General features: G+C 41.5%; 11 protein-coding genes. 6 read left to right on the top strand and 5 right to left on the bottom strand.

What is annotated here, in order from left to right; genetic code table 11:
- Positions 1-138: 138 nt before the first annotated feature.
- The 4 genes from ACST13_RS10340 to ACST13_RS10325 form a co-directional block, all read right to left on the bottom strand.
- Entirely contained in the window at positions 139-462 is a 324-nt protein-coding gene (locus ACST13_RS10340) for a helix-turn-helix domain-containing protein (protein WP_459523122.1), read from the bottom strand.
- Between the two features lies 1 nt (position 463).
- A complete protein-coding gene (locus tag ACST13_RS10335; RefSeq protein WP_459523121.1) occupies positions 464-694 on the bottom strand; it encodes a hypothetical protein in 231 nt (76 codons plus the stop codon).
- A 75-nt stretch (positions 695-769) separates the two neighbouring features.
- The gene (locus tag ACST13_RS10330; RefSeq protein ID WP_459523120.1) at positions 770-2,545 is read right to left on the bottom strand and encodes a RagB/SusD family nutrient uptake outer membrane protein; all 1,776 of its coding nucleotides are present in this window, start codon (positions 2,543-2,545) and stop codon (positions 770-772) included.
- 32 nt (positions 2,546-2,577) lie between these two features.
- Complete coding sequence (locus tag ACST13_RS10325) at positions 2,578-5,832, bottom strand: SusC/RagA family TonB-linked outer membrane protein (RefSeq protein ID WP_459523119.1); 3,255 nt, start codon at positions 5,830-5,832, stop codon at positions 2,578-2,580.
- A 246-nt stretch (positions 5,833-6,078) separates the two neighbouring features.
- Here ACST13_RS10325 and ACST13_RS10320 point away from each other — a divergent pair, with 246 nt between their 5' ends.
- From ACST13_RS10320 to ACST13_RS10295, 6 genes are all read left to right on the top strand, one after another.
- The gene (locus ACST13_RS10320) at positions 6,079-6,990 is read left to right on the top strand and encodes an ABC transporter ATP-binding protein (RefSeq protein ID WP_459523118.1); all 912 of its coding nucleotides are present in this window, start codon (positions 6,079-6,081) and stop codon (positions 6,988-6,990) included.
- Positions 6,987-7,832, top strand: coding sequence for an ABC transporter permease (locus tag ACST13_RS10315; protein WP_459523117.1), 846 nt, complete (start codon positions 6,987-6,989; stop codon positions 7,830-7,832). Before ACST13_RS10320 ends, ACST13_RS10315 begins: the two co-directional genes overlap by 4 nt.
- Positions 7,829-8,497, top strand: coding sequence for a LolA family protein (locus ACST13_RS10310; RefSeq protein WP_459523116.1), 669 nt, complete (start codon positions 7,829-7,831; stop codon positions 8,495-8,497). The genes ACST13_RS10315 and ACST13_RS10310 overlap by 4 nt, the downstream gene beginning before the upstream one ends.
- Before the next feature lie 74 nt (positions 8,498-8,571).
- Entirely contained in the window at positions 8,572-9,624 is a 1,053-nt protein-coding gene (locus tag ACST13_RS10305; RefSeq protein ID WP_459523115.1) for a glycoside hydrolase family 130 protein, read from the top strand.
- A gap of 6 nt (positions 9,625-9,630) precedes the next feature.
- Positions 9,631-10,020, top strand: a complete 390-nt coding sequence (gloA2, locus tag ACST13_RS10300) for an SMU1112c/YaeR family gloxylase I-like metalloprotein (protein WP_459523123.1) — start codon at positions 9,631-9,633, stop codon at positions 10,018-10,020.
- Complete coding sequence (locus ACST13_RS10295) at positions 10,017-12,167, top strand: DUF4954 family protein (RefSeq protein WP_459523114.1); 2,151 nt, start codon at positions 10,017-10,019, stop codon at positions 12,165-12,167. Before gloA2 ends, ACST13_RS10295 begins: the two co-directional genes overlap by 4 nt.
- Before the next feature lie 148 nt (positions 12,168-12,315).
- On the opposite strand, the gene ACST13_RS10290 is transcribed toward ACST13_RS10295, so the two are convergent.
- The gene (locus ACST13_RS10290) at positions 12,316-13,914 is read right to left on the bottom strand and encodes a M28 family peptidase (RefSeq protein ID WP_459523113.1); all 1,599 of its coding nucleotides are present in this window, start codon (positions 13,912-13,914) and stop codon (positions 12,316-12,318) included.
- Positions 13,915-13,968: the final 54 nt, after the last annotated feature.

Below are 13,968 nucleotides of genomic sequence, written 5' to 3'. Positions count from 1 at the left end.
TAAGAAAGCATCGGTTAATGAATCGGGTAATTCCACTTCCATTTTATTTAGTGTTTAAAAGTAAAAAAAAATTATCAAGGTCGAAACCCTAAATATTTCTACTTACACACTTTACGAGATGGTGCCATTTAGCTTTTCTTACAATTTCACAAAATTATCTTCCAGTCTTACATTGAAGTTTATCTCTGCCTTCATGGCGGAGAAAACCTTCAATATGGTATCGATTGTTGCGCTATTTGTACTGCTTTCTAATTTAGAAATTTGCGCTTTTTGAACGCCCACAAGTTTACCTAACTCTTCTTGGGTTAAGTTTCGTTCTCGTCTGGTTGTTTTGATCATTTTTCCCAAAACCTCCATGCGCAGTTCGTATTCATACTCATCTCGCTCATTAGAACCAATAGGCCCTATGTGCTTGTCCTTCATTTCGCTAAGCGAGTAAGTTTTTGTTTTAGGGGTTTCCATTTTAATTAAAGGGTTTATTTAGAAAATATTTTTTTCTTAAATCGACAGCTCGCTCTGCCTCCTGGGCCTCCGTTAAATTATCAGCATCTGGCTGGATGACTAATTCAACCAAAGGAATCAAGAAAAATAGATAGACCAGAGGAATCCAGCAATACAATCCCGTTTTCGTGAAAGCTAAGAAAGCCAACACATACAATAAATAAGGACTAATATACCGAAGTGGTCGAAGCATTTGGAAAGTTTACAGGTCAAATATAAAAAAAGTCAGGACCTTTCAGCCCTGACTTTTTAAAAATTATGCTAGATATTAATATCCATCATTTTGTTTCAAAGTAGCTACTCCACCTTTTTGAGAATTTAAAATCTCATCGATCGGAAGAGGGAAGTACTTATTCTTGTCGGTAAATGATTTACCCACCATATAACTTCTTTTGTTATACGTATTTCCTGCTAAGTCCTTGCCTGCAGCACCTTCATTAGGGATGTACATTTTGTTTAAAAAGTCTGCTGCAATTCCCCAACGTACTAAGTCGAAGAAGCGGTGACCTTCCATCGCAAATTCCAAGCGATTCTCCATGTAAACAGCATTTAAGGCATAGTCTTTGCCATTAGCAGCAAATGTTCCAGCTGGGTAAGGATTAATGACATTGTTTACCGATGCATCTTGCACTTTACCCGCTTTAACACGGTTACGAATCATATTTACATACTCCTCTGCTTTAGCTAAGTCATTAGCTTCTGCTTCGATCTCTGCTAACCACAAAATTACCATTGATAATTTAAGTAGGCGGTAATTATTATTCACCGAACGTTTGCTAGTAGAGTGTGTCGAACTTCCTTCGTCAGCTAAATAATACATCCATTTTTTTCCTGTATACGGACCCGCATAATTTTGGTCACGAATCCAAGTCGATCCTGGCATTTTTCCCCAATCTAGGAAATTTACACCACGACGTCCCACAGTCCAATCTAATCTTGGATCCACTGGCGCAGAAACGTTTAAAGTAAATGCTGCTGTAGCTACAATACCCTGATCATTAGGTAAATCTACGTCATTATAGGTATCCTCAAGACCCGCTTTATTTTTACCAATCAATGGAAGACCATCGACAGAAGTTTTAAATGCATTCACTAAGTTTTGTGATGGTTGGTAAAATCCGCAACATCCACGGCCTGGTGCGTTTGCACTATATGGCCAGTTTAAGTTATCTCCCGCGTTACCATTATTTCCAGTAGAACCATCGTTCACTGAAAATTGAACTTCGAAAATAGACTCACTATTATTATTCGTCGTATTTCTGTAGTTATCATGATAGTCTGCCACTAATTTCTTTCCAGAATTTTGCAAGATGTCTAACAATAATGGCTTAGCTAAGCTATATTTCTTTTGAAACATATACGCTTTCGCAAGATAGGCCATAGCAGCCCATTTAGTTGCTCTTCCTTTTTGTGCTTGTGTTGCAGGTAGATTTGCTGCAGCAAACTTGAAATCTTCTTCAATGTTAGGCCAAATATCTTTGTCATTGGCTATTTTTGTTGAATTCGGATCATCGCGCTTGTAGGTATTTTCATCCACATATGGAATCATATTCCACATTTTCTTCCCTTCGAAATGGTAGTGACCTCGTAAGAAGCGTGCTTCAGCAACGACTTGCGTTTTCTCCGCATCTGTCATGTCCTTCACATCTGGGCTTTTAGAAAGTAAGATAGCCTCGTTCGCACGAGCTACGCCATCATACGTATGTTGCCATTTTCCATTGAAATACGTGTTCTCTGCAAACCACGTAAACTGCTCAATAAAACTTTGCTCTGGTTGATCACCAGCATCTGTACCTTTTACCGCATCACCGGAGGTAATTCCACCAAACACATAGTTTGAAATGGTTGATTGACGTCCTGTATTTCCTGCACCTACTCCATCCATTAAAGAATATGCACCAATTAAGAGGGCATTTACTCCGTTTTTATTAGCTAGAGATGTTAAAGAGGCCGCTCCTTGAGGTTCTACCTGGAGGAAAGACTCTGAACAGGAAAAGTTTATTCCTACTGTCGCAAACAATGCGAATATGATTAACTTTTTCATTTTTTATCTGATTTATTTTAAATTAAATTAAATTAAAATCCTACTCTTACACCTACGTTATAAGATTTAGAAACAGGGAATGCTCCTTCATCAATACCCATGTGGATATCTTGATTATCAGCTCCTGAGTTTCTGATATTAATATCAGGATCTAAACCTTTGTATTTAGTTAAAGTAAATAAGTTTTGTCCTTGAACATAAATTTGCATCGAACTTAATCTGATTTTCTTTAACACCGTATTAGGCACCGTGTAGGTTAATTGGATATTCTTTAAACGCATGTATGAACCGTCTTCCACAAAATAGGTTGAAATTTGTTGACTAAAGGTATCATTAGCATTCAAGCGAGGCAATAGTGCATTATCACCTTGTGCCTTCCAAGAGTTGTATAACATATCTTTCGAACGGTTACCTTGGAACGTATTGAAGTCAGTCCAGTATTTCAAGTAGTTAAACAATTCGTTTCCTTGAACACCTTGAGCAAAAACCGTTAAATCCCAATTCTTGTATCCTAAATTAACATTTACACCATACGTAAAGTCTGGGTGAGGATTACCAATGATGGTTCTGTCAGAAGCATTAATTTTTCCGTCACCATTCACATCCTTGAATTTGAATACACCAGCGCGGGTATAACCTGGAATTTGTACCGCTGCTGCAGCTGCTGCATCATCTTTAAGAACTCCTTCTACCACATAACCGAAGAAACTAGCAATCGGTAATCCCGCTTTAGTAAGCGAAATGGCTGGTAGACGCGTGGAGAATCCGAAGATCTGCGCTAAAGGATCGTTATTCAACTTCACTACATTGTTTGTGTACTGGCTTATTTGTCCTGAAACGGTGTATCTAAATTGACCAATTTGATCTCTATAGGTTACGTTCAAGTCAATACCCGTATTATTTACTTCCCCGATGTTAACATAAGGAATACCTGCTGTTCCAGATGATCTTGGAATAGGCACTTGTGTTAACATATCAGATGTTGTACGTGTATACCAATCGAAAGCAATATCTAATTTATTGTTCATCAAACTTGCATCAAAACCGATGTTAGTGGATGTATTTGTTTCCCAACGACCATTAGAATTACCAAATTGCGCGATATCAAAACCAGATGAAATTGCGTTACCTGCTCCACCTATGTCATAGGCATTGTTATTCGGATCTGGAGTGAACAAGGTATAGGCATTATACACGTTTGGAATCAACTGATTACCTGTTTTACCCCATCCTCCACGAACTTTTAAATCGTTCACAAAAGTCAAATCCTTCATGAAAGCTAATTCCGAAAGACGAGCACCTACAGAGAATGCAGGGAAAACTCCATAGCGATAGGCTGGAGAGAATCGAGACGATCCATCTCTACGCAAGGTAAAGTCTGCTAATAAAAATTCTTTGTATGAATAATTGAATTTTCCGAACTGAGAAAATAAAGCAGTAATAGTTGCTCCACCACCTGCGTTCGTAAGACCTGCCGCAGAACCATTATTTAAATAACGATAGGACAAATCATCAAAAGCGAAATTACTTCGCTGTGCATTAAATCCAAATCCATAAGTCGATACAGATTCTGTACCTACTAACAAATTGAAATTATGATCTCCTAAGATTTTCGAATAGTTTAATGTATTGTACCAAGTGATGGCACGATCATAACTATTACTAACAGTTAAGCTATTCGCATTTCGAGCTTCAGCAGCTTCAATATCACGATTGAAAAAAGAGGATTGGTTGTTATTATTGTATTCAAAACCAAGACTAGTACGCGCCTTTAAATTTTTGATAATTTCAACCTCTGCGAATACGTTACCGAAGATGTGTGTTGCTCTAACTGGGTTATCGCGCTCTCTGTACTGACGTGCTAACGGGTTAGGTGCATTACCTAAGTTCGAACCACGTGAACCTGCAAAACCATTTAAGAATGACGTATTCGTTCCACCTAATTCAGCTGGACCTCCAGTTATATCAAATACAGGGATAATAGGTTGAATACGAATCGCAAACATGATTGGGTTTGATTCGCTATTATTACCTGATGGAACCCCTTGACGCTCATCATAAGAAACCGTAAAGTTCTCACCGAACGTGATAGCTCCTTTTTTGAATTCTGTATTTGCACGTACGGAATAACGCTTGTAGGCTGTATACCTTAAAATACCTTCTTGGTCAAAGTAACTGGCAGAAATGGCATATTTACCATTTTTCGAGCCACCCGTAGCCCCTATTTGATAGTTAGATATTCTAGCCGGACCAAAAATCTCCCGCTGCCAATCAGTACCTGCTTTGTTCGCTTTTGTAATGTTAAAAGCAGTGCTACCTAATTTAGGGTCTGCTATATCATTCGTGTAAGTATAGTTAGCTGGTAAGGCACCATACACGTTAGGATAAATATAATCTGCAATGGTCTGAGTTCCATCTGGTGAAAAACGATACTGAGCTGAAGGAGAAGTTCCCGCAGGTCTTCCAGCACCGATTTGAGACTCATAGTAATATTGACCTAATTCTTTCGTATTCAATAAATCCAACGTTTTACCTAATTGTTGAGTTCCTGTATACATGTCAAAACTGATCTTAGGTTCGCCTTCTCCACCACGTTTCGTAGTAATGATCACGACACCATTCGCAGCACGCGCACCGTAGATAGAAGCTGCAGACGCATCTTTCAATACCTGCATAGACTCAATATCATTCGGGTTGATTTGGTTTAGTGTACCTTGTGTAGGCACTCCATCAATCACGTACAAGGGTGAATTGTTGTTCGTAGATCCAAAACCACGGACACGAACCATCGTTCCACCACCCGGGGAGTTATCATTACCTACCGTCACACCTGCTGCACGTCCTTGTAACATTTGTGTTAGGGAGGCTGCTGGCACTGCAGTAAGTTCTTTTGCACTTACTACCGCTACCGCTCCCGTAATGTCTTTTTTACGTTGAGACGCGTAACCTGTCACGATTACTTCGTTCAGTTGACTTACATCTTCAACAAGTGAAATGGCAATAGATGAGCGATTTCCAACCGCAACGGTTTTAGAAATATACCCTACCGAAGTAACGACTAATTCGGCATTGCCACTTTTTACACTAATGGAGAAAGCTCCATTTCCATCTGTAGTAGTACCTAAAGTGGTACCTTTAATCACTACAGAAACTCCTGGAATCCCTCCGCCCTTAGCGTCCGAGACTGTTCCAGCAACTTTTTGGTCTTGACCTAATGCCACCCACGATAAGGTCAGCATCAAGGCGAGTAAAAAGACCACTCTGCTTACGTAGAAATTGTTTTTCATAAAAATAAAAGGTTTTAAGTGATTGTTGACGCTTTGTTAATGAGTGAGTATTTAACAAAGTTTAACGCCTCTAATTTATAAAAGAATTATTTACACTCAAATATTAAAATCATAAAAAATCTTTATTTTACTATAAAATTATTTAATGATAATAGAATGGACATGCTAGAATTGCGCGAATTCGCTACCTGACCTTAGTTTAATTAAATAATAAAACTTTTTTTACGCTTTATGTGTTTAAAAATTATGCCTGAGAAAATTATATCTGTTAGTCACTTATCCAAGAAATTCGGATCCTTTCAAGCCATTCATGATGTTTCCTTTTCGGTTTATAAAGGGGATGTTTTTGGCTTTTTAGGGCCTAATGGTGCCGGGAAAAGTACGAGCATCCGCTGCCTAAATTCCTTAATAAAACCGGACAGCGGCACTATTGAGATTTTTGGTGAATCGATCACCACCCATCGTGAATCTATTTTAGGGCGTATAGGGAGCATCATCGAAAAACCTGACTTCTATAAGTATTTATCCGCCTACCGAAATTTAGAAATCTTCTCCCGCATCTCCGGGAAGCCCTCTTCTAGGCAAGAAATCTATAAAATGTTAGACTTCGTCGGTTTAGGCGGACGCGAGAGAGATAAATTCGCTGGTTTTTCTCACGGGATGAAGCAGCGTTTAGGCATCGCCCAAACACTTTTACATAATCCCGATCTGATTATATTGGACGAACCCACAACGGGTTTAGATCCACAAGGGATAATTGATATTCGGAACTTGATCTTGCGATTGAAGAATGAGCAAAATAAAACGGTACTGTTATCGTCCCATAATTTGGCAGAAATCGAACTGATCTGTAATCGAATGGTGATCATCAATAAGGGCCGGTCGATGGTGGAAGGAAAAGTGAGTGAGTTGATGAATGGCGAAAATCTGATTCTGCGCCTAGAGGCTAGCCCTCTTTCGCAGGCGAAAAATGCACTATTGACCTGGAAACCCGAGCTTTTGTGGGAAAATGTGGGGGATACTGCTCTACAATTTCCAATCGAAAAATCCGAAATTCCTTTGCTGACTAAATTTCTCGTCGATCAAAACATCGAAATATATAGCCTGGAGGCAAAACGCACGCTGGAGGATTATTTCATTAAAATCATCAATCAATGATCCTATTCAACAGTTTATATAACGAAATTATCAAGATCGCGCTGAAACCTCGGTCCTATTTAGGCCTAGCCGCAATCACTGTTTTAGTGGGCGTGATTCAATTCGCTTTAAAGGCGGATGGCATGTCTATTATCTCCTTTGTGACCTCGTCTTTCGAACAGACTTTGAGCTTTGAGGGCAATGTACTGAATGGAAATCTAGTCGCTTTCATCATTTTACAGATGTTATTAATCCAAATTCCTCTGCTCGTCGCCCTCGTTACCGGCGATTTAGTGTCGGGTGAGGCTGCGATGGGAACGATTCGCATGCTGGCGACTAAGCCTATTTCACGGATTCAATTATTATTATCGAAATTCATCGCAGGGGGCATCTATACCCTGGTCGTCATTTTATGGATGGGGGTTATGTCTGTTGTTGTGGGCAAATTGCTTTTTGGGACGGGAGACATGGTGGTCTTGAACTCAGATGGTTTAGTGATTTTGCAGGAAGCTGACGTGAATTGGCGCTATTTGGGTGGATTTGCGGTGGCTTTTTTAGCTTTATTCACCGTGAGCTCCTTGTCCATTTGCTTATCGTGTTTCACCGATAATTCCATCGGCCCTATCGTGGCGACGATGTCAATCATCTTGCTGTTTACCATCATAGGGACCTTGGATGTGCGTGTTTTCGACCCGATTAAACCCTATTTATTTACGACGCACATGGCTGCCTGGCGTTCTTTCTTTGAAGATCCCTTGCCACTTTCTGCTATTTGGCGCTCGATTGCCGTTTTAGTGGCACATAATGTGGTGCTGATTTCCGTTTCGCTGTATACATTCCACCACAAAGACATACAATCATGATTCACGTAATTTTACTATTTCTTTCTTTTTCCCTGTTTGCACAAGATGCGAATAAAACGGTGGCGCAGGTTTTAGCGCGGATGAACAAAGTGCGCGATTACCGCGTCGAGGCGCAGATAAAATCCGATATTCCTTTGATTAAAATTATGCCAGCGAAGGCGACGATTTATTTCAAGCAACCGGAGAAATTCCGGATGATCACGAAGGGGATTGCGATTTTGCCTAAAAAAGGTTTCACCGACTTGACCGCCCTATTGCGCAATAAATCCGCATATAATGCCCTGCTAACGGGTAATGAGCCTATTGATGGTATAAAAACGGAAGCCATCACCTTACTTCCCACGGATGATTCAGGGGAAATTGTTTTGGCCAAAATCTGGGTAGACCCCACGCTCGATTTAATCCTCAAATCTCAAATCACCTCCCGCAGTAATGGCACTGTCGTTTCCACCTATGTGTACGGGTCCGAAAAAGCCTTTGGCCTACCTTCAGAAATGAACATCACCGTAGATGTGAAAAAATTCAAGATTCCTAAAGGCGTCGTGATAGACATCAATCGCACCGCTGTAGCTCCGGTGAATACACGTAAAACAGGTCAAATACACTTGTTACTAAGCAACTACGTCATCAACCAAGGAATCGAGGATCGTATCTTCAAAGAATAGATTCTTTTCTTGTACTATATTACCGATAGCTTTCGTTCTTTTTTCGTAATTTAGAAGCCTAAATCGAGAAGGAAATGAAACGTTTATTCGTGTGTGTGCTTTTATGTATGTCTCTTTCCATATCTGCCCAAAACTGGCAGATGTCCGGATTTAAAAAGGCCGACTCTTTCAATCCCATCTTGAAACCCTCCCTTGAGGCACGATTTTTAGATCCTGTTACGGGTAAAATAGTGGGCTGGGAAAACAAAAATGTCTTAAATCCGACGGCGCTGGTTCTTAACGGCCTCGTTCATTTATTGTACCGAGCACAAGATTCTGTAGGCACCTCCCGCATCGGTTTAGCCATCAGCGAGGACGGTATTCATTTCAAAAAGAATCCAGAACCCATTTTATTCCCTGCGAATGACGCCTTCCGCACCTTCGAATGGCCCGGTGGCATCGAAGATCCACGCATTGTGGAAACTTCAGATAATGGTTATTTTCTAACGTATACTTCCTACGACGGCAAAGTCGCTCGTCTATGTGGCGCCTTCTCGAAAGACTTGAAGACTTGGGAGAAAATAGGACCCTTATTCACCTCCGAAAAATACCTGAATACCTGGTCGAAATCTGGGGCACTCGTGTCTGTTCAAAGCGGCTCGAAAATGGTGGCGAAAAAAATCGACGGTCTCTATTATATGTATTTTGGCGATACCGATTTATTCCTGGCTACATCGAAAGATTTATGTCATTGGGATATATTGGAAAACGCGGAGACGGGTGTTCGTTTATCCGTTTTAAAGCCACGCGCCGGTTATTTCGATAGTCGTTTAGTGGAACCGGGGCCCTATGCGCTGCTCCGAAAAGAAGGTATTTTACTGATTTATAATAGCTCAAACGCGGCAAATTATAACGAGGTTCGTTTCCCCAAATTCACCTACGCCGCGGGTCAGGTTTTATTCGATGCTCGTCTACCCTACAAAGTGTTGTCTCGAACTGTTGCGCCCTTTATTTGGCCTGATAAACCCTATGAAAAAATCGGCGAAGTGAACGAAGTATGTTTCGTGGAGGGCTTAGTCCCGTTTAAAGGGAAGTGGTTCTTGTATTATGGAACCGCGGACTCTAAAATCGCCGTATCCATTAAATAAATGAATATTTTAGGCCTACATTCCGTTCACCACATCGCCATCATCTGCTCGGATTATGCGCGTTCTAAAGCCTTTTATACCGAGGATTTAGGACTGCAGGTCATTCGAGAAGTGTATCGTGCGGAGCGCGATTCTTATAAATTGGATTTAGCGCTGAACGATCAGTATGTGATTGAATTATTCTCCTTCCCTAAGCCACCTGCACGCCCTTCGAGGCCGGAAAGTAGTGGTTTGCGGCATTTGGCATTTCAAGTAAATAACCTGGATTTTACGGTGCAGGAATTGAATAAAAAGGGCATCGTATCGGAGCCCATTCGCATCGATGAGTTCACCGGGAAGCGCTTTACGTTTATTGCGGACCCGGATGATTTGCCGCTAGAATTTTATGAAATATGAACAGAATTGATAAAAAACCCCTTTCAAAACTCGGTTTTGATTTCGTAACGCCTGCTTTCTTAGAAGAAGGCCAAAGCGAATTCGACCACCGCAACTCCAATTTAGAGTTGGCTGCTTACCGTCCACTGGCGCCGCGTGAAATCAGCATCCTCGAGGCGAACTTGAACGAGGCAGAGAATTGGAAAGATGTGTGGGTGAAAGAGGGTTTTAATCCCTATTTGGTGAAGAATTGCCGGTTTTTTGGCATTAATCGCATCGGTATATTAGAAAGTTGCTATTTAGAATTCAAAAACCTGCGCATGCCGGTGGGTCTTTATAATAGCACCTTGATTTCGTGTGATTTTGGCGATAATGTGGCGATCGATCGCGTGAATTTATTATCTCATTACCAAATCGGAAATGAGGTGATGATCCTCCAAGTAAACGAATTAGCGACGACTTCGACGGCGAAATTTGGAAATGGAATCGTGAAGAAAGGCGAAGAAGAACGTATCCGAATTTGGATGGAATTAGGCAACGAAAACGGCGGTCGCAAGGTGATTCCTTTTGTGGGAATGAAACCGGCCGATGCCTTCTTGTGGACCCAAGACCGCGATGACACTTTATTACAGGCGAAATACAAAGAGATGACCATCCAGGAATTCTCCTCGAAGCGAGGATTCTACGGCCAAATCGGCGACCGCACCGTCATCAAAAACACGGGTATCATCAAGGACGTCAACATGGGTACCGACACCTATATTAAAGGCGCGAATAAATTAAAGAACTTAACGATCATCTCGAACGCCGAAGCCTCCACCCAAATAGGCGAAGGCTGCGAAATCGTCAACGGAATCATCCACGAAGGCTGCCGCATTTTCTACGGAGTGAAAGCTGTTCGATTTATTTTGGCCGCCCATTCTCAATTGAAATATGGTGCCCGATTGATCAACTCCTTTTTAGGAAGTAATTCCACTATTTCCTGCTGCGAGGTATTGAATGCCCTCATTTTCCCGGCACACGAACAACACCACAATAACTCATTTCTGTGCGCGGCGATCGTAAAAGGCCAAAGCAATATGGCCGCTGGCGCGACCCTCGGTTCAAATCATAATTCGCGTGGAGCAGATGGAGAATTGCAGGCGGGACGTGGATTTTGGCCCGGCTTATCCGTAGCCCTAAAACACAATTCTAAATTCGCCTCCTTTAACCTGATATCTAAAGGAAATTACCCGGGCGAAATCCAAAATCCTCTACCCTTCTCCCTCATCGGAAACGACGACAAAGAAGGCGGATTATTGATTATCGCAGGCTACTGGTTCCAATACAATATGTATGCCCTAGCCCGCAACGCCTGGAAATTCGCAGCCAGAGACCAAAGAACCGACAAAGACATGTTGCTCGAATTTGATTTCTTAGCGCCTGATACCGTTTTAGAAATCTTGCAAGCAATAAAATTATTGGAAAAATGGGTTTCTGAATCCCTAGACGGCGGCGATGGTAAAGCCTGGTTAAATGACCCGGCGAACGCAACGAATCCACTAGACATTTTTGCTACAGGCATCGAAAATACGAAGCGCAGAACCCGCATAGCGAAGGCGCATAAAGCGTATCAGATTTTCCACGATTTATTGTATTATCATGCGGCCAAAGAATGGTTAGCCACTTCCGAACGCCACCCATCACAATCTCCTTCAGCGCTTTTGCAAGCCACCTTGAAGAACGCGACGGCAATTCAGATTTGGGAAAATTTAGGAGGCCAACTAATCCCTTCAGGTGTCATTCATACAATGAAAGAAGAGGTGAAATCTGGCAAAATCACCCGATGGAAACAGGTGCACGAATTTTACGAAAAACAAGCTGCACTTTACCCGGACCAAAAATTCGAAAACGCCCTCAACGGCTTATTGCAAATTAATCATCAGGCTTTCGAAAATATCCCTGCGTGGATTGATCGCGCCATCTCAACGGCAGAATTCTTAACGGCCGGCATCGAAAGATCTCGTTCAAAAGATTACGAAGACCCATTCCGTTTAGCGATGTTCGGCAATGCCAAGGAACTCGATGCGGTGATCGGCGATGTGAAGGATAATGAGTTTATTCAGGAAGCGAAAATGCGCTCGATTTCCTTTAGAGAAAAATTAGAGGGATTAAAGAATAAAGCATAAAGCACAAAAAATAAAGATGGAATCCGCTTCGGGGATACGTTTATGAAACATTTCTGAATACATAAAAAAAGGGGACCTAGGTCCCTTTTTTTATACAAACTTTGTGCTTTATTCTTTATGCTTTGTGCTTTAAAAATCGCACCGCAAATTATGGCTTATTCGAATCCACCACCAATCTCTGCTCTCTATTAGCAATTTCCCAAGCCATATAGAACACTAAACGGCCTACTTTTTGGATTTGGTCAAATTCGATTTTGTCTACCTCATCACCTGGCATGTGGTAATCGTCGTGAACTCCGTTAAAAAAGAAAGCCACTGGAATACCATGCTTTGCGAAGTTATAGTGATCTGAACGGTAATAGAAACGGTTTGGATCGTTCGGATCATTAAAACGGAAATCTAGTTCTAGACCTACGTGCTTCTTATTTTGCTCGATTAATACCTCGCGTAATTGAGACGATAATTTATCTGAACCGATCTCGTAGATATAATCTGGCTTGCCTTTGTGCTCGTCATCATAACGACCCGTCATATCCGTATTTAGATCGACCACGGTATTTTTCAAAGGAAATAAAGGGTGGTTTGCGTACCACTCAGAACCTAATAAACCTTTTTCCTCACCCGTTACCGTCATAAACAAAATGCTACGACGTGGACGTTTTCCTTCCGCTGCTGCTTTACCAAAAGCCTCCGCTAATTCCATCACCGTTACGGTTCCAGAACCATCGTCGTTTGCGCCGTTGTTGATTTGGCCGTCTGCAGAAACACCGATATGATCATAGTGCGCCGTTAAAACGACGATTTCTTCTTTCTTATCCGTTCCTTCTAGGAAACCTACCACATTATACGTGTCTACTGGTTTTTCTGTTCTTTCGATCGTTACTTCGATAGCTGCTGCTTTAAATTTAGCGGCAATCGATTTTTTTTCTGCTGCTAAAGACGCTTTGTACGCTAGCAATTCCGCTTCCGTTGTTGACAACATTTCAGCAGCCGCTTCAGAAGAAATCAGTAAAACGGGAGCTTCATTTGCTGCAGATTCTGCATCAGCGAAGGCCATACGTTCGTTTCCGAAACGTTGCATCATCACTTGACGTTGACGAACTTGATTACCAAAAGTTTTCGTATCCCGATCCGCGATCAAGATTAAACCTTTCGCTCCAGCTGCTTGAGCACGCTTTAATTTTTCTTTCCAGCCATCGCCTTTACCAAAAACAGATGGACTTTTTGATCCAGAAAGTACATAAAGACCCGCTGCATCTTTTGCTTCGCCTTCGAAAGCTAAGACGTATTTGCCTTTTGCATTTAATTTGTCAAAATCAGTATAGCCACCTTGCTGTACTCCAAAGCCAGCAAATACTAAGGGGAATTTTGAATTAGCTGCTACGGGCGCTAAAGCACTCGCCATCATTTCGCGTAGGTATTCGTATTTTTTACCTTTGGCAGAAATAAATACATTCGACCAAGCGCGATTCACTAAGTCCACTTTTTGGAAATATGATCCGTTTACCGGCGCAATGCCTGACTTCTTAAAATGATCTGCAATGTAGTTAGCGGCCACTTTTTGCTCTGCCGAACCCGTATTACGACCTTTCAAGCTATCAGAAGCGATAAAAGTTAAGTGCTTTTTCAGATCATCCGCGCGAATTGACAGCGCGTAAGGAACTGGATCTCCCTGAGCGATCGCGCTCATCGGAATTAAATTAGCTGCTAAAAGTAGCGCTAAAACATAGTTGTTAGTTTTTTTCATTTGTTGAAACAAAATTTAGGAAAGCGAAGTTAAGAATCTAAATATAAATCGCTA

The organism is Aquirufa sp. A-Brett2-W8 (assembly GCF_054558755.1).
This window is presented reverse-complemented; position numbering and strand designations above follow the sequence as displayed.